Source organism: Mesorhizobium sp. P2_D5, assembly GCF_056404355.1.
Genome location: NZ_JBFUEE010000001.1, coordinates 151827 through 174374 on the forward strand (window position 1 = coordinate 151827; position 22548 = coordinate 174374).

The following is a 22548-nucleotide window of genomic DNA, read 5'->3' on the forward strand; positions in this document are numbered from 1 at the left end:
TCATGCAAGAGGCAACTAAAAGAATTTGTTTAACTTGCCTTTTATTAAATTTCGCCGGCAAACAACCATGGGCGCCGCGCAGCACAAAACAACAGCGCTGCCAGTGACCTAATGGCCAACGCTCCTATCATGACAGGGCGCTGGCCGTCCCGATTCGGTTCCTCGGGACAGCCTACGCATGGAGGCGAACTACCCTCAGAAACCACCGGTCGGCAAACTCGGCAGCGTGACGGAACCGACGGTTCCGAACGAACCGGTCTGCGAGACCGTATCGCCATTGTTGTTGCCGCTGACGGCGCCGACGCCACCCTGGATGTTGAACGTGCCGTTCAGCTGCCGCAGCCGGATTTCGCCGAGTGTCGATGCACCCAAGGTCGTGTTGTTGCCGGAAATGTTAAGGTTGAGCGTTTCGCCGTCGCCGGCGCTGCTGTTCAGGACATCCAGAACGTGGCCGCCGGTTGTGCTGTTGTTGGTAAACACATTGTTGAGGATCGTGGCGTTCAGGACCGCCGTCGTCCCCGACGCCACCGTGCCGCCTATGTTGGTGATATCCAGTGTTGCGCCGGTGGCGTTGTTGGCGTTGTTGACGGCGATGTTGCCCTGGATCAGCAGATTGTTGACCATGTCGGCACCGCTCGTAAACGTATCGAAATTCGTTTCGAACTCGATGGCCGAACCGCTGTCGACGTTGCCCTCGGTGCCGACCGGCGAGGTGTCGCCGATGTGGTTGTTCTGGACGGTCCAGTTGGCATCGTTCACGCTGCCGCCGCCGACCGAGACAACCGAGATGTGAACGCCTTGCTTGGAGACGTTGTTGATCGTGTTGTCGGAAATCGCGACGGCAAGCTTTCCGAGATCGTGTGAGTCCGCTTCGACCTGGACGTCGATGGCGCGGCGGCCGTTCACGAAGCCGGCGTCGTTGCTGATGGTGTTGTTGCGGATGGAGCCGTTGATCTGCCCGCCATCGGGTGTCGCGGCGCTGCCACCGGCCGCGTCCACCTGAACCACGCCGGCCAGGGTCGTCAACCTTGCCAGATTGTGGAAGATGTTGCCGTCGGCCGCGGTCGGTCCGCCAATGGTGAAGTTGAGAATGCCGTTGGCGGAATTGGACAAATAAAGCGTGTTGTTGCCGTCGCCGCTTGTATTGTCCGCGTCGTGGAAATTGTTCTTCTGCACGATGGCGTTGACGGTGCCCGAACCCTGGTTGCTGATCTGCACGCCGTCCTGATCGATCAGGGTGAATTCGCTGCTGGTCACGTTCACCGTGCCGGAAGTCGTCCCGAACAGGTTGGCGAGGAAGCCGTCCGCGCCGGTCGCAGAAGTCGTGAACAGCGCATGGTCGACCGTGAACGAGGTGAAGTTCGTGTTGGTGTTGAAGAGAAGGACGCCGTTCGACTGCGACGACTGCCAGCCGGAAACCTTCGAGTTGTTGTCGAAGGCGTTGACGCCGGTGATGTTCTGGGCAAACCAGCCATTGCCGCCGCCAAAGCCTGCCGGATTGCCGCTCGATCCATCGGACGCCGGGTTGGACGCGCCGGGATTGGTGATGTTGACGGCCGACAGTTTGATGTTGCCGCCGCCGATGCTCTGCACACCGTCCAGGCCGGCATTGGTGATGTTCATCTGGCGCAGATTGACGTTTGACGCGTTGGTCAGCACCACGCTGTCGCCGGTTGTGTTCTGGATCGTGCCGCCGGTGCCATTGAGCACGAGGAAGCCGCCTGATGTTGCGCCATCGCCGGTCACGGTCAGCCCGTTGGCGCCGGTGTTGTTGAGCACTATGCCGTTGACGGCACCGTTGGCCGAGATACTCCGGAATGTGAGGCCGCTTGCGCCGATTGTGGTGTTGGCAACGTTAAGCGCCGTGCCCGTGGTCGAGGTTATCGTGTTGACGCTACCCTGTACCGTCACCGTGCCGCCGCCGGTGGCGTTGAAACCGATGCCGCTGGTGCTGTTGATGGCCAGGCCGCCGCCGGTAAAGTCGACCGTCGCGCCGGTGTTGTTGGTCAGGCTGACGCCGGCAGCCGTCCCCGAGCTGATCGACTTCGACGCGCCGGAGAAGGTGATGGCGCCGGCGGCGTTGCCGTCGAGGAAGATGCCGGTCTGGCCCCCCACACTGTGGCTGATATTGCCCGACAGGGTGATGTTTTGCGCGGTCAGCGCCCGGTCCTGGATGTCGATGCCCCGCCCGGTGCCGCTGGTGATGGTGCCGGTATAGGTGAGACCGGCGGTGCCGCCGGTGTTGGCGCCGCCAGCGCCGTCGCCGATACGGATCACGGCAGCATTGCCACCGACCAGCGAGCCGCCGCCGAGACTGACCGTCCCGGTGCCGGTGACCGTATCCATGATGACGGCGCTGCCGCCGCCGGCGCCCTTGGTGGTCGTGGCGAAATTCACGCCCGCGGCGGCGACGATGACCGTGTCGAGATTGACGGCGACGCCGCTCGTCGTCGTGATCGAATTGCCGGCGCCTGTCACCGAGACCGTACCACCGCCCGTGGCATTGAACCCTGTGCCGGAGGTGGTGTTGATCGCCAGCCCACCATTGCTGAAGTTGATCGTCGCGCCAGCGTTCGTCGCCAGGTCTACCGCCGTATTGACGCCGGTGGTCAGCGTCTTGGTGCCGCCGCTGAAATTGAAGGTGCCGCCGGTGTTGCCATGGACAAAGATGCCGTTGTCGAATCCGCCCGTGGCGGTGAGATTGCCGGCCAGCGTAATGGTGCCGGCGGTGACGCCGGAGATGTCGACGATCTTGCCTGCGGCGGCGGTTTTGCCGATCGTACCGTTGTAGGTGACGGTTGATGTACCACCGGCGACAAGGAAACCGACACCGCTCGGATTGGTGATCGAAGTGCCGCTGGAGAAGCTGAACGTGCCGCCCGAGCCGTTGAGGATGTCGACGCCGGCATCGCCGCCATTCAGCGTCGTGGTACCGTTGAAATTGTAGGTGCCGTCGGCATTGTCGAATTGCAGGCCTGTGCCGTTGGTCGCCGACAATGTGCCGGTCTGGAAGGTAATCGCGCCGGTGGCGTGGCCGCCCGAAATGCTGACCATGGCGGCGTTGTTCGCCTGGGTGATGTTGCCGCCGTAGGTGACGGCTGCGGTGCCGCCGACGACGTTGAACGCGGTTCCGGTCGGGTTGGTGATCGAGGTGCCGCTGCCAAAGCCGAAACTGCCGCCCGATCCGGTGAGGATGTCCACGCCGGCGTCGCCGCCATTCAGCGTCGTCGTGCCGTTGAACAGATAGGTGCCGTCGGCATTGTTGAACTGCAGGCCGGTGCCGTTGGTCGCCGACAGCGTGCCGGTCTGGAAGGTGATCGTTCCGGTGGTGTGGCCCGTGACCGCGACCAGCGCGGCGTTGTTGGCCTGGGTGATGTTGCCGTTGTAGGTGACGCTCGCCGAGCTTGTGTCGACATTGAACGCCGTGCCGGTCGGGCTGGTGATCGAAGTGCCGGCGCCGAAGGTGAAGGTGCCGCTCGACCCGGTCGTGATATCGACGCCGGCATCGCCGCCATTGAGCGTGGTGGTGCCGTTGAAATTGTAGGTGCCGTCCGCATTGGCGAACTGCAGGCCGGTGCCGTTGGTCGCCGAAAGCGTGCCGGTGTTGAAGGTCAGCGTGCCGGTGTGTCCGGCCGAAACGCTGACCAGGGCGGCATTGTTCGCCTGGGTGATGTTGCCGCCATAGGTGACAGCGGCCGTGCCGCCGACGACATTGAACGAAGCGCCCGAAGCGCCGCTCAGTGCGCCGGAGCCGAGGCCGATGGTGCCGCCGACACTGGTCAGGCTGACATTGTTGACGCTGCCGGCCGACGAGGTCGAGTCCAGCGCGATGGTGGCGATGACCCCGGAGAGGTTGATCGCCTGGCCACCGGTGGCGTTCACGGTCTCGGCGGCCGCGGAAGCGGTGATGCCCATCGTGCCGCCCGTGCCGGCGATGCCGGTACCGGTGGTGGTGTCGATGGTCAGGCCACCGGTGAAGCTGGTCGTGCCGCCGCCCTGCGAGAGACCGATGCCGCTGGTCGTGTCGATATTGGCGAGGCCGGTGACATTGAGCGTGCCGGATGCAACGTGGATGCCGCCACCGGTTGTCGAGGCGTTGTTCACCGTCACCGTGTTGAAATTGAAGGTGCCGGTGTTGGTGTTGATGGCATCGATGCCGAAGCCCGTCGTGTTGGAAACGCTCGTCGCACCGGTGACGGTGAAGGTGCCGGCAACGCCGTCGAAGGTGATGCCGCTGGCGACGCCGTTGACGACGGCGCTGACGCTGGAGAACGTCATGTTGACGGTCAGCGGATCGAGATCGAAGGCCGCGCCGTTGATGGTGGTGACCACGCCGGCGCTGCTGTTCAGCGTGAAGGTGGTGGTCTTGGTGTTGGCGATGACACCGGTGCCACCAGTGTTGGCGAGGCTGAGCGTACCCAGATCAAAGGTGCCGCTGGTGTTGGTGAAGCTGAGGCCATTGCCCTGGATCCGGGTGCCGGGAGTGCCCATGCCGAGCGTGCCGGCACTGACGGTGCCGCCGGCGCCGTTGGAATCGAAGCGGACATTGTTGAACACGATGCCGCCGCTGCCGGCGCCGCCGGTCACTTTGTTGCCGGCAAACGACCTGATCGCGATCGAATTGTCCGTCGCATTGATGTTCTGGCCGACGAAGGACGCCGCCAGTCCAGACGCGGTCGACCTGAGCGTGTTGCCGTCGATCGAGAGGATAAGCTTGTCGGCTGTCGCCGCGCCGCTCGTCGAGAAGTCGAGTGCGTTGCCGCCGGCGGTGATGGTGTTGTTCTTGAGCACGAAATTGGAGGCAAGCGTAGCATTGACGAAAATGCCGGCGCCGCTGCCGCTGTTGATGGCCGTGACGTTCTGAACCCCGGCGGTGATGACGCCGGTGCCGCTGAATGGCAGGTTGATCGTCGCGGCCGCGCCACTGCTGGCCAGGATCGGGTGTGAATTGTCGAGGCCGCCGGGGTTCGTGACCACCGTCGAAGCCTGGATGGTGGTGAAGTGGAAGGAGGACGGCGCGCCAAGGCCGCCGCCAACGCCGAGCGGGCCCACGTCGATGTCCGCATCGCCGGCCATGAACGAGATCACCGCTTGCCCGTCCTTGAGGTCGAGCGAACTGTTGCCGATGTTGATGGTCGCCTGGTTCGTGTCGACGGTCTTGTCGATCAGCACGAAGACATTGGCGCTGGAAGCCTCCGCCTGGGCGACGCTGCCCGGATTGAGGAAGCTGCCGTCACCTGTACCCGAAATCTCGCCGGCGGCGTCGATGTAGTAGACGCTGATCGCCGACAGGTTCGAGATGTCACCGACGAACGTGACGTCGTCGAAATCGTAATTGCCGCTGAGCGGCAAGGTGTCGGTGGCGTGGATGACCTGGCCGCCGGTGGTCGAGATCAGCGATTCGGCCGGACCCGCGCCGTCACCGAACACCAGCGTCGCATTGGTCGTGCTGGAGAACTGGATGCCCTGCGCGACATTGGTGATGGTCGACGTCTGGGTGCCGCCGGGATTGACGGTGTCGCCGAGCTGGATGGTGGCCGCGCCGGTGGTCCCGGCCATGTCGATGCCGAGCGTGCCGGCAAAGCCGCCGCCGGCGACGTCGAAATCGCCGGCGTTGATGCCGGTGCTGATGACCGCGCCGTTGAGATCGAGGCCGATGGCGTTTGCGCCACCGAGCCCGATGTTGAGGCTGGTGATGCTCAGCGCCGAGCCAAGCGTGCCTGCGACATCGAAGCCACGCGAGGTGATGCCTTGCAGGTTGACCGTGCCGAGGATGATGCCGCCGCCGCCGACATTGTTGAGCGAGACGCCGGTGGCGGCGCCATTGGTGGAGATGGAGCTGAAGTTGAGGCTGCCCGCGCCGACCGTCGCGTTGTCGAGCTTGAGCGCGGTGCCGGTCGTCGTGGTGATGGTGTTGTTGCTGCCGTTGACGGTGACCGTGCCGGCGCCGAAGGTACTGGCGGTGAAGCCTGTGCCGCTGGTGGTGGTGATGCCGAGGCCGCCGCCGGTGAAGGCGAGCGTTGCCGTGCCCTGTCCCGGGCCGATGCTCGGTTGCTTGACGATAGCGTCGTTGGCGCCGGTGCTGAAGGTCTTTGTCGCCCCGGAGAAGGTGATCGTTCCTTCCGAGGAGCCGTCGACCAGGACACCGGTGCCGCCTGTGTGATTTATGGTGCTCGAAATGTTGTAAACGCCGTCGGCGTTGCCGCTGAAGACGAAGGCCGTCGACGCCGTGGTCGAAAGCACCGAACCGCTGAGGTTGAGGGTGGCGAGGTCGCCACCGCCGGCGCTCACCACGCTGCCCGCATTGACCTTGACCGAGCCGTTGTAGTTCAGCGTGCCACCGGTATTGCCGCCGACAGCGATGGCAAAGTCGCTGGTACTTGTCGTCGCGCCGATGCTGGCGGTGCCGCCATTGCCGCCGATGTTGACGGTGCCGCCCATCACGCCGTTGAAATCAATGCCGCGCGTGCCGCCGTCGATGGTCAGGCTGGACCCGGCGACATTGGCGATGTTCACCGTTGCAACCTGGCCACTGAACTGGACGCCGGAAGTGTCGACGTCGATGTTGGTCGTTCCGGTGAAGTTTACGGACTTCCCGGAGCCGGTCGTCACTCCGGACACGGTGACGCCGATGACACCCGTATTGGTCAGCCCGCCGATGTTCACATTGCCGGCGAGGTTGACGTTGTTCAACAGCACGCCACCGGTAGTGGTGGCGACCGACGAAATGTCGTCGAAGGTGATGCCGCCACTGCCGACATTGGTAGAGCCCACCAGCAGCCCGTCACCGCCGGAAGCGATGGTGTTGTTGGTGCCGGTTACGCTGACGCTGCTGCCGAACGCGACGAAGCCCGCCCCGCCTGTCGTCGTTATGTCGAGACCGCCATTCGTGAAATTGATCGTGCCGTTCGTGTTGGGGGCCGGAGTACCCGCAGGGAACGCGCCGAGGATGCCGAGGCTGACGGCGTCGGTGGTGCCCGAACTGATCTGCTTGCTGGCGCCGGAGAAGGTGACGGTTGCCGCCGTGCCGTTGTCGATGTTGCCAACGACGATGTTGCCACCGGCCGCGGCGTTGCCGTCGGTCAGGTTGCCCGACAGCGTCACCGAGCCGCCGGTGAGTTCCCGGATCGAAACCGCCGCACCGGACCCGTTGCTGGCGATGGTGCCTCCATAGGAGATGACCGCATTGCCGCCGCTCGCATTGGTGGCCGAGCCGACGTTGAAGGCCGCGCCCGCACCGGTGTTGGTCAGCGTGCCGGTGCCGAGATTGAGCGAGCCGGTCAGGTTCTGCAAATTGATGCCGTTGCCGGCGGCGAAGCTGGCGCTGACCGAGGTGAAACCGCCGCTGACACTGGCGTTGCTGATGCTGACGCCGGTGCCGTTGGTGGTGGAAACCGTGTTTGTGCCGGACAGCGCCACCGCGCCATGGTCGGCAGAGAAGCCGACGCCGCCGCTGTTCTGGATGGCGAGGCCACCCGAGAAGGTCAGCGTGTCGGTGCTGCCGGCCAGACGCTGCCACTCGACGCCGCCGCCGGTGGCGTTGGTGATGGAGACCGCGCCGGCGAAGGTCACCGATGCCGCGGCGAGGGTGGTATTCTGGATCTGGATGGCGTTGGACGTCGTGCCGTCGATCGTCACCGGGCCGTTGAACAGCAGCGTCGGCGACGCGGCGAGGTCGGACAGCAAGATACCGTTCTGGCCGCCACCGCTCGAATTGATGGCGCCGAACTGCGCCGAGCCGCCGGAACCGTTTTCGACCCTTGTGCCGTTGCTGAACGAGATCGCCGGCAGGCCGGTGGTCGTCACAGTGTTGCCGGCCGCGCCGAAGAACAGCGTGCCGCCGAGATCGGACACCAGGCCGGCCGCCTCGACGGTGTTGACAGTGACCACGCCCGAGAAGCCAACACGGTTGCCCGGGATGATGCTCGCCCACAAGGCACTGTTGAGCCCGGCGCTGGCGCCGGTACCGTCGATATTGAGAGTGGCCGTGCCGAGGTCGATGCTGGTGCCGCTTGCCGCCGCGCCGTTCGCAACGACACCGAAGGCGCTCGGACCGGGGAACGTTGTGCTGGTCGCCGTCTTGACCGCGACATTGGTGGTATCGAATTTGAGATCGCCAGCCACACCGACCAGCACTAGGCCATAGCCGCCGACGCGGTTCGTCGTGGTGCCGGCGACAAAGGCGCCGCCATCGACCTGGTCGATGCCGGGGGTGGCCGCATTGGCGTCGAAAATGGCGGTCGTCAACAGGAAGCCGCCGGCTTCGCCCTTGTTGCCGAGAAGCGTGATGTCGGAGAAGGCGCTGACCTTCATGGTGCCGGCGCCAGCCGTGCCGTCGACCGAAGCGATGTTGCCGCCCGTGGCCGAGAGGGTGAGGTTCGACAGCGCAACCTCGCTGTTGGCGGCCCCGTCGACGATCGACAGTGCGCCACCGTCGCCACCGGCGATCGTCGCCCGGTTGAGCACAAACTCGGTGATGGCGGTGCCATGCACGCCAATGCCGGTGCCGGTGTTGCTGATGATGACGTTGTCGATGCTGGCGCGGCCGGTGAAATCGACCGTGTTGCCACTCGCCGTCGTCAGCGTCGGCAGCACGGTGTCGACGCCGGCAGGCGCATCGATGATGCTCGACGAATTGATGTTGCTGAACTTGAAGTTGCCGCCGAGCGTGCCGCCGACACCGCCATAGGGCGCGGTGTCGATGGAGTCGCCGGCCTTGAGGCCGATCAGGATCTGGCCGTCGGCGAGGTTCAGTGTGTTGTTGCCGCCGCCATTCTGCTGCGCCAGCATCATGTTGATCAAATTGCTGGTGCCGTTCTGCGACCTGTCGATCAGCGCAATGATCTTAGCGCCTGACGCTTCGGCGCCGGCGATCGAGCCTGGATTGTCGGCGGTGCCATCGCCGGTGCCGTTCGGGTCGACATAATAGATGGTGGAGCCCTGCGCTTCGGAGATATCGCCGATGAAGCCGCCGGTGGCGCCGTTGACATCCTTGAAATTGTAGGTGCCGCCGGCCGGGAAGCCGCCGGTTGAATTCAGGATGTCGACCGACTTGACCGTCGACAGCTTGTCGGCGGCACCCTCGCCGTCGCCATAGATGAAGTTGACCGCGGTCGTGTTGCTGAACTGGAAGCCGATGCCGGGGCCAGCGCCGGGGCCGCCGATGGCGGAAGCGGTGGTGTTGGCCGGCGCGCCGGGATCGCCGAGCTGGATCGTGCCGGTGCCGGTGGTGTTGGTGAGGTTGACCGCCGTCGTGCCGGTCGAACTCGCGCTGGTCAGGTCGAAATCGCGCGCGGTGATGGTGCCGTTGACCACGGCATTGGCGAAGGTGATGCCGGTCGCGCCATTGCCGGTCATGGCGATGCCGAGGCTGGCGAAGGACAGCGTGCCCGAATTGGTGCCGGCAACGCTGACGCCGCTCTGGTTCAGGCCAACATTGGTGACGTTGGTGGCGCCGAAGGTGACGGTACCCGAATTGCCCGACAGGCTGATGCCCGTCGCGCTGCCACTGGCCGTGACCGCGCCGAACATCGCCGTACCGGCGACATTCGAAACGGCAAGCCCGGTTCCGGTTGAATTGGTGACGGAGAGCGGAGTTGTAGCGCTGAAGCTCGCGCCGGCGCCAAGCCCGCCAATCACGGCCCCGCCGCCGCCGGTCGCCGTCAGCGCCGAACCGGTGAAGCTGATCGCGCTGTTGGTCGGCGCCGTCGTGGTGCCGATGGCAAACAGATTGCCCGTGCCGGTCGACGTGACGCTGCCGCTGAAGGTCACCGAGCCGCCGGTGGTGCCGTCGATCTTGACCGCCGTGCCTGGTGCGCTTGCCGAACTGGATATGCCGGCCGAAACCGTGATCGCTGCGCTGCCGCCGGAAACGACGACGCCATCGCCGCTGCCGGAATTGGTGATGGTGCCGCCGATGCCGATCGTGCCGGTGTTGTTGGTCAGGCTGACGTCGGCGCCCGAAACCAGCGTCGTCACCAGGTTGCCGACATTGACGGTCGCGCCGCTGCCCTGCACCACGAAGCCGGGGCCGTTGCCGACAACTGTCGCGATGCTCGTCGTGCCGTTGAACGTGTAGATGCCGCTGGCGACATTGGTCAAACGGATGGCATCGCCATTGACGCGGCTGATGTCGACGGCGCCGAAGGTGACATTGCCGCCGCTGGTGTTTGCTATGACGATACCGCTGGAAACGATACCGCCCGAGCCATCCACGGTGACGCTTGCGAAGTTCACACCAGCCGCGCCGATGGTCATTCCGGTACCGCCGATGAGAATCCCCTTCTCATCCGGCCCGGCGCCGGTCGCCACGGTATTGCTGGCGCCGGTCACCGTCAGCGTACCGCCATTGATGGCGCTGAAGCCGTAACCGCCGTCGGTGGTCAGGTCGAGCCCGCCGGTGAAGTTTATCTTCCCGCCGGTGTTGCCGCTCAGGTCGATCGCGTTGGCGGCGCCGGTGCTGGCGGTGATCTTGCCGGTGAAGCTGGCGCTACCGCCGGTCATCGCGTTGATCTTCACCGCGCTTGCCGCGCCGGTCTGGTTGATCGTGCCGTTGTAGGTCAGGTTCGGCGCGGACGCATCGATGTTGACGGCGGTGCCTGAAGTGGTGCTGATCGAGCTCGCCGCGCCGAAGGTAAAGGTTCCGCTCGAACCATTGAGGACCGCGACACCCGAGCCGCTGCCGCCGGTGATGTCGAGATCGTTGAAGCTTGCTGTGCCGTCGAAATTGTTGGCCAGCACGGCGTTGACGCTGCTGCCGGTAATTGTCGTGTTGCCGGTGAAGTTGACGCTTGCGGCCGAATTGGCGAGCACGATGCCGGTCTGGCCTGGGGCCTGGATGTGCAGATTGTTGATTGTAACGGTGCCCGACGCGCCGTCGAGGACGAGACCGGTGGCGGCACCCGCGATCGTCACGCCACCGACGTTCAGGCCGTTGACCCCAGTTCCATCGATGGCAACGCCTATGCCGTTGCTGACGCTGAGGTTCTTGACGAGGTTGCCGTTGGCGAGGTCGATGGTGCTGTTGGCGGCGTTGTTGAGCGTCGCCCCGCCGAAGCCGAATGGATCGGCCTGCGTCGCGCCGGTAACGACATGGGTGCCGGTGACATTGGCGGGTGGGCCACCCAGGGTGACGGTACCGCCATTGGCAAAGGAAACGATCGACTGGCCGTTGGCCAGCGTGAAGCCATCGGCGTCGGTGTCGGTGGTCTGGACAGCCGCCGTCTTGACCAGCACGAAGATCGTGCTGGCGCTGGTGGTCAGATCATCGGCGGCGGCGGCATTGATCAAATTGCTGGCGCTGGAGCCATCGCCGAGGGGGCCGGTGCTGGTGGCGCCGACATAGATGACATTGGCGGCGTCGAACAGCTGCGGCCCGTTCAGCACCGTGTCATGGAAGGCATAAGTGCCGCTGCCCGGGTTCAGGCCGCGCATGTCGAGCGAAGCCGTCGTGCCGGTGATCGATCCGCCGCCGAACGAGAAGGTCGTGTCGGCGGTGGCTCCAGCCGCGCCATGCGTGCCCATTTGCACGCCGGTGCCGGCTGAAATGGTGCCGGTGCCGATCGTCACCGAGCCGCCGGTGGTGCCGGAAAGATCGATGCCGGTCGAACTGCCGGCGCCGGCGATGTCGAGCGAGGTGGCGGTGAAGGTCGACTGGCTGCCCGACAGGTCGAGCCCGGTCCGGCCGGTGGGCAGGCCGGTGATGTCGATGTTGCCGAAGCCGATCGTGCCGTTGGTGCCCGAAACGTCGATGCCGTTCTGGGTCGGCTGGCTGATGCTCACATCGCCGAACGTTACAGCGCCGGAATTGCCGCTGAGCAGGATGCCGTTCACACCAGCCTGGTTGATCTTCACCTGGCCGAACGTGACGGCGCCGGTATCATTTTTGAGCGAGATGCCGTCGCGGGATGGATTGGTGATGGTGACCGCGCCACCGAAACCAACCGTGGTGGAGCTGTCCCAGATGGTAATGCCGTCGAAAAGGGCGTTGGAGACCGTCGTCGCGCCGGTAACGGAGAAATTGCCGGAGGTGTGGAACAGGCCGACTCCACCCTGTCCGCCGGACTGGCTCAGCGCGTCCAGTGTGACATCGAGCTGGGTGCTGTTGGCAAGCCCGAGACTTTGGACTGTGAAGCCTGCCAGGCCGTTGCCCGAAATCGTGCCGCCAGTGATCGTCAGCTTTGCGGCGCCGATCGAATTGACGAAGACGCCATCGCCGCCATTGTCCTTCGCGTCGAGCGTCTCGAAACCATAGGTTCCTCCGCCGACGACGAACAGGCCGTGGCCGGTGTTGTTCGAGAGTGTCGTCGTGCCGGTGAAATTGTAGGCTCCGGCGCCGTCGATCGGCGGGCCGCTGCCGTCGATCTGCAGGCCGTCGCTCGTATTGCCGGTCGAGCTCAAATTGTTGGCGGTGACGCTGTTGACGCCATCGAACAGCAGACCATCGAGAGCGGCGCCCGAAACATTCAGGCCCGAAATCGTGACATTGCTGACGTTGCTGCCGTGGACACCGTTGGCGCTGCCGCCGGCGATGTTGAAATCGCGCAGCGAGCTGTTGTTGGCCAGGGTGACGACATCGCCGCTGCCGGAATCGGTCAGCGTCGCAGCACCCCCTGCATCCGAGACGACGCCTGTGTGTGTGATGTTGTCGCCGGTAATGTTGACCGGGATACCGCCGAGCGAGAAGGTCCGCCCGTTGCCGAACGAAGCCAGCGTCTGCCCGGCGCTGAGCGAGAAGCCGTTGACATCGTCGATGGCCGTGCCGCGATTGACCAGCACGAAGATCGCATCCGCGTCGGTGTTGGCATCGGCCGTCGCGATCGTGGCCAGGTCCAGCAGCGAGGAGCCGTTGCCCGAGCCGGTCGCGGAAGCGCCGACAAAGATCAGATTCTGGACGTCGAACAGTTGCGGGCCGCTGAACGTGGTCGAGCCGAACGCATAGTGGCCGAGCGTCTGGTTGAGGGCACGCGCGTCGAGCGAAGCGGTGATGCCGGCAATGGAACCGCCGCCGAAGCTGAACTCGGCATTGGCCGAATTAGCCGGCGAGCCGGCAATGCCGAAGCGCACGCCGGTGTCGACCCCGGCGATCGTACCGCCATTGGTGATGGCGATCGTTGCGCCGCCCGAGGTCGGCGACGAGAGATCGATGCCGATCGACCCAGCAGCACCGGTGCCGGTGACGTTGAGCGACAGTGCGGTGAAATTCGTACGGCTGCCGGAGAAGTCGAGGCCGGTGCCGACGCCGAGGCCGGAAATGACGATGTTGCCGGCGACCACCGCTGCATTGACGCCGGCAAACGAAATGCCGTCGCCGCCGGGGGCCGAGATGGCAACGTCGCCGAAGCGGATCGCCGCCGGCGAATTCGAAATGGCGATCGCCGGTCCGGTTGTGTTCGAGATCGTCGTCGCGCCGTTGACGGTGAAGCTGCCCGAGACCTGATCGAGCACCACGCCCGACGTGCCGCCGGACTGAGTGATCGAATCCAGCACCACATGCGCGGTGATCGGGTCGATGAAGACGGCGGTGCCGCCATTGCCCGACACGGTGCCGCCGCTGGTGGTGAAGCTGCCTGATGTCGCGGTGCCCTGCACGGTAATGCCACGGTCGGCATTGTCCTTCGCATTGAGCGTCGCGAACGTATAGGTGCCCTTGCCGGTGGCATCGAGCCCGTCGTCGCCATTGCCCAGCAGCAGCGTCGTGCCGGTGAAATTGTAGGTGCCGTCGCCCTCGATATGCAGGCCGTCGAGGCCGTTGTTCTCAGCCGTGAAGTCCGAGCCCTTGATGCCGGTCGAGGTGCCGGTGAAGTCGGCGCCATTGCCACCGGCCCCAGTCACAGTGACATTGGTCAGCGTGGCGCCGGAGATGTTGTTGCCGAAGATGCCGTTGGCGCCGCCGGTGATGGTGATGCCGTTCAGCGTGTTGCCATTGCCCAGCGTAATGACGTTGTTGGCCGGATTGGTGCCCTGGATCGTGCCGTTGCTGCCGCCCAGGTTGAAGCTGCTGGTGCCGCCGCCGAAAAGCAGGGCGGTGACGCTGCTGCCACCGCCGATGACGGTCTGGCCATTGGTCAGCGTCACGCCGCCGGTGGTGATATTGCCGCTGCCGCCAAGCGCCACGACGAAGCCGTTGCCGGCCTTGGTCACCGCATCGTCCAGCGTCGTCGGATCGCCAATGGTGCCGAGGCCGAGCGAGTTACCGCCGTCGGCGAAGAAGAACTTGCCGAAAGCAGCGCCCGTGGCGGCATTGATGGCGAGGCGCGTCGTCGTGCCGCCGTTCACGTCCTGCGACTGGATCCTGACGCCTACATCGCCGCGCACGCGCTCGTTGACGCGTTTGCGCAGGCCTTCGCTGACCGGATAGACCGGCTCCGGCCCGCTGTCGGCCCCATTGTCGGCATTGTCAGAGCCGTGGCCGGGGTTGAACGGGATGTTCAGCCGGACGCTGCCGGCGAACTGTGTGTCGTCGCGATTGTCGTTGCGGACCTCGCCGGCGAACACCAGCGAGGTGTTGCTGCCGAAGACATCGCCGATCGTATACTCGAACCCGGCCTTGGCGCCGGTGACGCTGTGGTCGTCGCCGTGCGGATCCTCGAAGTGGTAGCCGCCGATATCCAGCCGCAGCGAATGCTTGTCGGGCAGGTTGATCGGCACCTGTGCGCCGACCTCGCCCTCGATGCCCCAGGCCGCGTACTGGCGATGATCGATCACCGATATCTGCTCGAGCAGCTGGTTTCCGACCATCGACAGGGTCGAGTCAGTGGAGCGGTCTTTGTAGTCGCCCTTGATCGGCAGATAGACGTTCACATGCGCGTCGAAATGCGGCGTGATCGCCTCGGCGCCGAGCGTCGCGGCGGTGAACTGGTTGCTGTTGAAGTTCTCGACGTTGAGATAGGCGTAGCCGCCGATCATCAGATCCGGATTGACGATGCGGCGGACGCCGAGGCCGACATCCTGGCCGAAACCGTCCTTGAAATCGTGCTTGGCCCTGACATCCAGGAACAGCACCGATTCGGCCGTCTGCTTCAGCGGGATGAAGCCTTCGAGCGCGGCGTTGCCGCCATTGTTGTCGGCGCCGACGATGGCGCGCACCTGCGGCTGCCACAACCCGTTCGGGTCGGCATAAGCCGACATGCCTGAAAGGCCAAGCGCCAGCGTCGTAAGCGCCGTCGTCTTCCACAGATGCCTGGCAATTTGCGAACGGCGATAGCCGGCGCGCACGCGGAAGTCCTCCCCACGCGCCGCCATCTCACCAACTTGCCGAGATTTCTCGGTAGTTCCCATCCCAGGCGAGTCCTTCTGGGACTGCACGTCCCGCGTGTTTAAGTTTTACGCAGATTGTATTGTATAGCGAGTCTCGGCTCCTTCGATTTCTAGGGGTTTCCTCCAATTTTCTTTCGTGTGTCCGAAAGGCCACAGTACTTTTGCCGGCTTTCTTGGCGCCGGCCTAGCTTCCGAAACAGTCCCGAGTGTTGTATCAAACGCCACTGATGAAAATACCTGGCAGGGAAAGAAAGAATGCAGGGCCTAAAGAAAATGTCATCAATTTTAGCTCTTGCTAATCTAATGATCGCAAGTTCAGCCCTGTGGCTGGTCCTGTCGGCGGCGGGACCGGCGCTTGCCGAAGACGCCAAGCCGGCCCAGCCCAAACCGACTGATTCCAGTGCAAAACCTGCCGATGCCAATCCGTGGGCGGTGAACTGCTCGAGCGGCTCGGCAACCGCCGAGCTTCAGTGCCAGGTGTCGCAGAACCTGACCGAAGCCAAGTCCGGACAACGCGTGCTGACCGTGACTGTGCGCCGCGACAACGGCAATGGCGGCCTGGCCATGCTGCTCGCGCTGCCGCATGGACTGTTCCTGCCGTCCGGCGCCTCGTTCCAGATTGACCAGGGCCAGAAAACGACCCTCGCCATCCAGACCAGCGACCAGAACGGCGCCTATGCCGCCACGCCGCTGTCAGCGGACCTCATCAAGGCCATGAAGTCGGGAACCAACCTGAACATCGGCATGGAATCGGTCACCCGCAAGCCGGTCACCATCCCGGTGTCATTGGCTGGCTTCACGGCTGCCGTCGCCAAGCTGGAATCCATCAAGTAGCGGGGTGCTGTCCCGCCAACATCGTGCAAGTTCCGCGCACCTCTGCCTATGAAACCGGCTTGATTGTCTCTACCCGGAATGCTCCGTTGCCGCTTCGGACATCCGGAGAAGAATTCATGACGGGGTTTGTCGACCGCCTGCGCGCGACGCAACTGATGGAACGCGCCAGCCTGCAGGCGCTGGTGCTCTGCGCGCCCGAGGCATTCCACTATGCGACCGGTGCCTGGATCGGCCCGGCGGGACTGTTCCGGCGAGCCGGCGCCGGCTTCGTCGTCATCCCGGCCCGGCAGGACCTGCCGATCGGCGTCGTGGTGGCCGACTTCAACGCGACGCAGTTGCAGGCGGCATTGCCGGACGCCGTGGTCCGCAGCCACCCGATCTGGATCGAAACCGCCACGCTCGACGTCTCGACCATCGGCCATGCACTGGCGCAACGCATCGAGACCGGCCTCGCATCCTCTGGCCGGTCGCCCGACTTTTCCCGGCCAGCGACATTCGACCTGGCCAGTTCCGCCCGCGAGCTGAAGCAGATCCTGACAGGCTTCGGGCTTGACCGCGCGACCATCGGCGTCGATCTCGATTTCATTGCCGTCACCGATTTTTCGGTCCTGCAGGCGATGCTGCCGGGTTGTTCGATGGTCGACGGTTCGGCGGTTCTCGATCGGTTGCGGGCAGTAAAGTCGCAACGCGAGATCGAGCTGCTTCAGCAAGGCATCATCCTGTCGGAAGCCGGGCTGGACCGGTTGCAGGTGGACGCCATGGCCGGCATGCGCCAGGCCGATCTCGTCGCGCTCTACCGAGACGGCGTTGCCTCGGCCGCGGCCCGCCTATCGCATCCGGTTGCTACCGCCGAATACGTTACGCTGGGCGCCCGGGCCAAAGGCGCCGATGCCAAGGCAATGGCCGGCGATCCGCTGAAGTGCGACATGGTCTGCACCGTCGGCGGCTACGCCTCAGACATGTCGCGCAACTTCATTTTCGGGTCGCCATTCGCCGAACAGGCCGAGCTCCATGCCATCGCCGAGCGGGCCTTCGAGGATGGGCTGGCGGCCCTTGTTCCGGGAGCCTCGCTCGGCCATGTGCACCGCGTCGCCAGCGACAGCCTGGCGCGGCAAGGGCTACGCTCCTACCGCCGCGGCCATTTCGGCCATGGCGTCGGCCAGTCGGTCTTTTCCGAACAATGGCCGTTCATTGCCGCCGACAGCGATGTCGTCATCGAAGCCGGCATGGTGCTGGCCTTCGAAGTCCCGCTCTACATCGACGGCCTCGCCAGCTTCAATCTCGAGGATCAGTTCCTGATCACGCCGGACGGGCCGGTTGCCATGAACCGCTTGCCAAGACGGCTGGAGACGATTGGTTAGCGAGGGCGGGTTTGGTCCTGGTCGTTGCTCACTGCGGGAGTAGCGCTCCACAGCGCGATGCGCCAAGGTCGATAATTGAGTTTTCGCGCCGTGTTCGGCGCCTTTGCGGCAAGAGGGAAGAAATGCTCGACATGGCACCATCGAAACAGGCGGCCGCATGGCTCGGCTCCTTTGCCAAGGCGCTCGAAGCGGGCGATGTGGCGGCGGCAAGCAGCCTGTTCGTCGACGACTGCTACTGGCGCGATCTCCTGACCTTCACCTGGAACATCACGACCATGGAAGGACGCGGGGCGATCGCCGATATGCTCGCGTCGACGCTGGCGGCGACGAAGCCGACGGCTTGGCGGCTGACCGGCGAGGCGACCTCGGACGAGGGCACTGTCGAGGCCTGGTTCAGCTTCGAGACCGCATCGGCGCGTGGCCAGGGCGTCATGCGCCTGCGCGATGGCCGCTGCCGCACGCTGTTCACCGCAATGACCGACCTGAAAGGGTTCGAGGAGCGCAAGGGACCCGCGCGGCCGCTGGGCGTGCGCCACAAGGCCGACCCCGGCCGCGAGACCTGGACGGAGGCGCGGGCGCGCGAGACGCGCGACCTCGGCGCCGGCGAACAGCCCTATTGCCTTGTCATAGGCGGCGGTCAGGGCGGCATCATGCTGGGCGCGCGGCTCAGGCAGCTCGGCGTGCCCACCATCGTCATCGAGAAGAATGCGCGCCCCGGCGATTCCTGGCGCAACCGCTACCGCACGCTCGTGCTGCACGATCCGGTCTGGTACGATCATCTGCCCTACATTCCGTTCCCGGAAAACTGGCCGGTGTTCACGCCCAAGGACAAGATGGGCGACTGGCTGGAAATGTACACCCGCGTCATGGAGCTCAACTACTGGGTCGCCACGAAGTGCGTCAGTGCATCCTATGACGAGGCCGAAAAGGTCTGGACCGTCGTCGTCGACCGCGTCGGCCGCCACATCACGCTGAAGCCGAAGCACATCGTGTTTGCCACCGGCGCCTATGGCCCCCCGCGGCAGATCGATCTTCCGGGCGCCGATCAATTCAAGGGCGAGTTGCTGCACTCCAGCCAGTACTCCAGCGGCGAGAAATTCCGCGGCAGGAAGGTCGCCGTCATCGGCGCGGCAAGCTCGGGGCATGATGTCAGCGTGGACCTCTGGGAGAGCGGTGCGGAGGTCACCATGATCCAGCGCTCGCCGACCACAGTGGTCAAGTCGGACACGCTGATGGAAGTTGGCTTCGAGATCTTTTCGGAGAACGCGCTGGCGCGCGGAATCACCACCGAGAAGGCCGACATGATCGTCGCCTCGACTCCCTTCGCGCTGGTGCCGAAGGGCCAGCAGGCGCTCTACGAGGTGATCAAGGCGCGCGACGCGGCCTTCTACGACCGCCTGCGCGCCGCCGGCTTCGCCATCGATTTCGGCGATGACGAGACCGGTTTGCTGATGAAGGCCTACCGCACCGGCTCCGGCTATTACATCGATGTCGGCGCTTCCGACCTGATCATCGACGGCGAGATCGGCGTGCGCAGCGGCGTCGCCATCAAATCGTTGACGCCGACCGGCATCCTTTTCGAGGACGGCAGCGAGCTTGCGGCCGACGCGATCGTCGCCTGCACCGGCTTTCAGTCGATGAACGAGACGGTGGCCGCGATCGTCTCGCGCGAGGTCGCCGACAAGGTCGGCCCGTGCTGGGGGCTTGGCTCCGGCGTGAAGGGCGATCCCGGACCCTGGCAAGGCGAGTTGCGCAACATGTGGAAGCCGACTGCTCAGCAAGCGCTGTGGTTCCACGGCGGCAATCTGGCGCTGTCTCGCTTCTATTCGAAATATGTGGCGCTGCAGATCAAGGCGCGCATGGAGGGGATTGGGACGACCGTCTATGGGGCGTTCAGCAACGCCGGTCGGTGACGCCCGAGATCTCCCCCACGTGGGGGAGATTGGCTTTCATCACTCGTGCCGATGCCCAAAGTGCCGCGACGCCACTTCGACATGCGTATGCGTGGGATGCGCCTCGAAACGCTCGGTCTCGCTGGCATCGTTGACCGCCTCGTTCGGCCACCAGGTGCCGCCGATGGCGATGCCTTCGCACACCAGCCGCTGGTCGGCGACCAGCGAGGCGCCGACCGCGTCGACAAAGGTAAAGCGACCTGGGCGCTGCCGCAGCACGGCGACGTCGCCGACGGTGCCGACCGTCAGCGTGCCGAGGTCAGGCCTGGCAATCGCCTGCGCCGGGGCTTGTGTCGCCGCGCGTAGAACCTCGACCAGCGGCATACCGAGCGCCAAAAGCTTCGACATGCAGACCAGGATGTCGAAGGCCGGCCCGTCGACGCAGTAGAGATGGACGTCGCTGCTGATCACGTCGGGCGCCAGTCCCTCCTCGAGCATGGCCCGCGCGACCGCGAAATCGAACGAACCCATGCCATGGCCAAGGTCGAAGATGACGCCGCGCTCGCGCGCCAGCCGCATGTCCGGCCGCACCGCGCCGGAGGCAAACACCGGCGCGTTGGGGAACGGCCGGAAGCAGTGGGTGAGGATGTCGCCCTTGCGCAGGCGCGGCAGCACTTCCGAGCGGCCGGGCGGCGGCTCGTCGATATGCGCCATCAGCGGCAGGCCGGCCAGGTCGGCGGCCTCCAGCGCCAGGTCGACCGGGGCGATGCCACTGGTGCCACCGGCATGGCGGCCGGAGCGAACTTTCACGCCCACCACGACATCGCGGTGTTCGCGTGCCGCGGCCACGACCTCGCGCGGCTCGCACAGCCTGAGATCGCTGCACTCGCCGACCGACACCGTCTGCGAGAAGCCGAAGATGCCGGCAAAGGAAATGTTGACATAGGCCAGGATGCGCAGCTTCGAGCGCTCCATGACATGGCGGCGGAAGCCTAGGAAATTGCCCGCGCCCGCACTGCCCGCATCGATGAAGGTGGTGGTTCCGCTTTTGGCGGCCAGTCGGTCGGCATCGACGCCGAGCGACGTGCCGCCCCAATAGACGTGGCTATGCAGGTCGACGAGGCCGGGAGTGACGATGCAGCCGGCGGCATCGACGATCTGCGCGGCGCGGTCGGCCGGGATATCGACATCGACCGCGGCAATGCGACCATTGGCGATGGCGACATCGCGCGGCGCATCGAGCCTGGATGCCGGGTCGATCAGCACTCCGCCCTTCAGCAGGAGGTCGAATTGCATTGAGGTAACCTCCGTCTCTTTGTCTGCCGCCTCGGGACTTAAACCGGCCGGTAGGCGACCGCCTCGACTTCGATCTTGATGTCGATCATCAGCCGCGACTCGACCGTGGTGCGGGCCGGCGGGTTCTTCGGGAAATGCCTGGCATAGACTGCGTTGAAGGCGCCGAAATCGCGCGCATCCTCAAGCCAGACCGTGGTCTTGACGACATCGTCCAGGGTGCAGCCGGCCAGCGCAAGTGCTGCCTTCACATTGGCGAGCACCTGTTCGGTCTGTTCCGTTATGCCGCCCTTGACCACGATGCCATCGCTGCCGACCGGAACCTGGCCCGAGACATAGACGAAATCGCCGGCGCGCACTGCCGGCGACAGCGGCACATGCGACGTTCCAAAAGTCTGCTTCGGCAAGGGGCGGCCTCCTCTGATGCGTGACGGAGCGCCATGTGGAGCGCTCGCTTCGATCGACATTTATCGCGATCGGGGCGATCCTCATAGGGGTTCTGTTGGAAAGCAACATTTTCACGGAATCCATGTTGCTTTATTACAGAAGCGCTTGCATCGTGCGCGCCACCACGCTGCTTTGAAGCCGCGACAATAGACGCACTTGCGAGACCGGAGACAGTGAAAAATGACCTACGACAAGAACCCGTTTCCGGCCGGCGATGCCGATCGCCATGCGCTCTGGGAAATGCTGGTGCGGCGCGACATCGACGCCTTCATCGGCCAGGACTGGTCGATGGTCGAGGATGATTTCGTGGCCTCGAGCTTCTTCGGCATGCATGCGCATTTCCTCGGCAATGCCGACGCCTGGCGGCTGCAGTTCCCGCGGCTGGAGGTCTATCGCGACGAGTGGCTGCGCCAGGCCAGGGAGACCGCGGCGACGAAATTCGCCGAGCCGCTGCGCGAGGCGCTGTTTCGCGTCACCAACATGCGCGACATCGATGTCGACGGCGACCGCGCCGTGCTGCACAAGAAATTCGACGGTTCCGTCGCCAAGGCGGACGGCAGCGTCGACAGGCTGAAATGGCAGACGCTGTATTTCTGCACCAAGGTCGAGGGAAGCTGGAAGATCGCGGGTTTCGTCGGCTACATGCCGCATCCGCTGGGCAACTCGTAGCGCTGGCTGAGCCGCGATGCGGCGCTGCGCCGCTGATCAGTAGATCGTGACGAAGGCCGGGAACAGCAGGCCGGTCGCCCGGAAATGCTCGACCAATTCGATGGCCGGGAAGATGGCGAGGAAATAGAGCCCGTCATAGAACGTGCGCTTGAGCGCCTGGGTCGAGAACTGCATCTGGTCATGGTCGTGATACAGAAGCGGATTTGGCCAGAACCGGGGCGTGTTCTTGACATAGGCAAGGTAAGTCGGTCCAAACTTGCCGAGCAAAAATCCGGCTTCCTTGCGTGCCGTGACGCGGAAGATGAAAAAGCTGGCAAGGCCAAGCGCGACGGCCGCCAGCAACGAGCCGTAGAGCAATCCGACGCCGACCGCGCCGACCGTCGAGAAGAAGTAGAGCGGATTCTGGGTTATCGAAAACGGTCCCGTCGAGACCAGTTCCTCGTTCTTCTTGCCGCCGACGTAGAGGATGCTCCACAGCCGTCCGGCGACGCAGACCAGCACTAGGCTGAAGCCGAACAGTTCGAGCGTCTCGTGCCCGTTCGAGCCCTCGCTGAGCGCCGGTTTGGTGAGAAACAGAAGCAGCACCGCCAGCACCGCCGCCACCCGCACGAAGATCAGCCGCTTGCGTTGGTTGAAGGCCCGTGAAACCGGTTTCAGGGTAGCGTAGGTCATCGTGTTTCCTGGAGCGCTGGCAAGCGCGCGTTCGGCAAGCCGGGGGACACTGGGTCACCCCATTGATGGCGGATGCAAGGCGCCAGCCTTCTATCAGCGCACCGCGAGGCGTTCGTAAAGGT

Annotated in this window: 8 protein-coding genes; 4 read left to right on the forward strand and 4 right to left on the reverse strand. The window is 64.6% G+C overall.

The annotated features are described in order from the left end of the window. Positions 1–195 precede the first annotated feature (195 nt). On the reverse strand, positions 196–15243 hold the full coding sequence (locus AC1DYW_RS00775) for a hypothetical protein (RefSeq protein ID WP_477224780.1): 15048 nt from the start codon (positions 15241–15243) through the stop codon (positions 196–198). 318 nt (positions 15244–15561) lie between these two features. On the opposite strand from AC1DYW_RS00775, the gene AC1DYW_RS00780 reads away from it, so the two are divergent. The 3 genes from AC1DYW_RS00780 to AC1DYW_RS00790 all read left to right on the forward strand — a co-directional run bounded on the left by AC1DYW_RS00780 (position 15562) and on the right by AC1DYW_RS00790 (position 19366). Next, the gene (locus AC1DYW_RS00780) at positions 15562–16092 is read left to right on the forward strand and encodes an invasion associated locus B family protein (RefSeq protein WP_477224781.1); all 531 of its coding nucleotides are present in this window, start codon (positions 15562–15564) and stop codon (positions 16090–16092) included. Positions 16093–16208: 116 nt separating this feature from the next. Further along, a complete protein-coding gene (locus AC1DYW_RS00785) occupies positions 16209–17453 on the forward strand; it encodes a M24 family metallopeptidase (RefSeq protein WP_477224782.1) in 1245 nt (414 codons plus the stop codon). Between the two features lie 122 nt (positions 17454–17575). Next, the gene (locus AC1DYW_RS00790) at positions 17576–19366 is read left to right on the forward strand and encodes an NAD(P)-binding domain-containing protein (protein ID WP_477224783.1); all 1791 of its coding nucleotides are present in this window, start codon (positions 17576–17578) and stop codon (positions 19364–19366) included. Positions 19367–19405: 39 nt separating this feature from the next. Here the strand turns inward: AC1DYW_RS00790 and AC1DYW_RS00795 are convergent, their stop codons facing one another. Together AC1DYW_RS00795 and AC1DYW_RS00800 are read right to left on the reverse strand one after the other, a co-directional pair. Continuing rightward, a complete protein-coding gene (locus tag AC1DYW_RS00795) occupies positions 19406–20641 on the reverse strand; it encodes an amidohydrolase/deacetylase family metallohydrolase (protein WP_477224784.1) in 1236 nt (411 codons plus the stop codon). A gap of 38 nt (positions 20642–20679) precedes the next feature. Next, entirely contained in the window at positions 20680–21045 is a 366-nt protein-coding gene (locus AC1DYW_RS00800; RefSeq protein ID WP_027047560.1) for a RidA family protein, read from the reverse strand. 220 nt (positions 21046–21265) lie between these two features. Here AC1DYW_RS00800 and AC1DYW_RS00805 point away from each other — a divergent pair, with 220 nt between their 5' ends. Then, positions 21266–21754: a hypothetical protein gene (locus AC1DYW_RS00805; RefSeq protein WP_477224785.1), complete on the forward strand. Its 489-nt coding sequence runs from the start codon at positions 21266–21268 to the stop codon at positions 21752–21754. 36 nt (positions 21755–21790) lie between these two features. On the opposite strand, the gene AC1DYW_RS00810 is transcribed toward AC1DYW_RS00805, so the two are convergent. Next, positions 21791–22426, reverse strand: coding sequence for a methyltransferase family protein (locus AC1DYW_RS00810; RefSeq protein ID WP_477224786.1), 636 nt, complete (start codon positions 22424–22426; stop codon positions 21791–21793). Positions 22427–22548 lie beyond the last annotated feature (122 nt).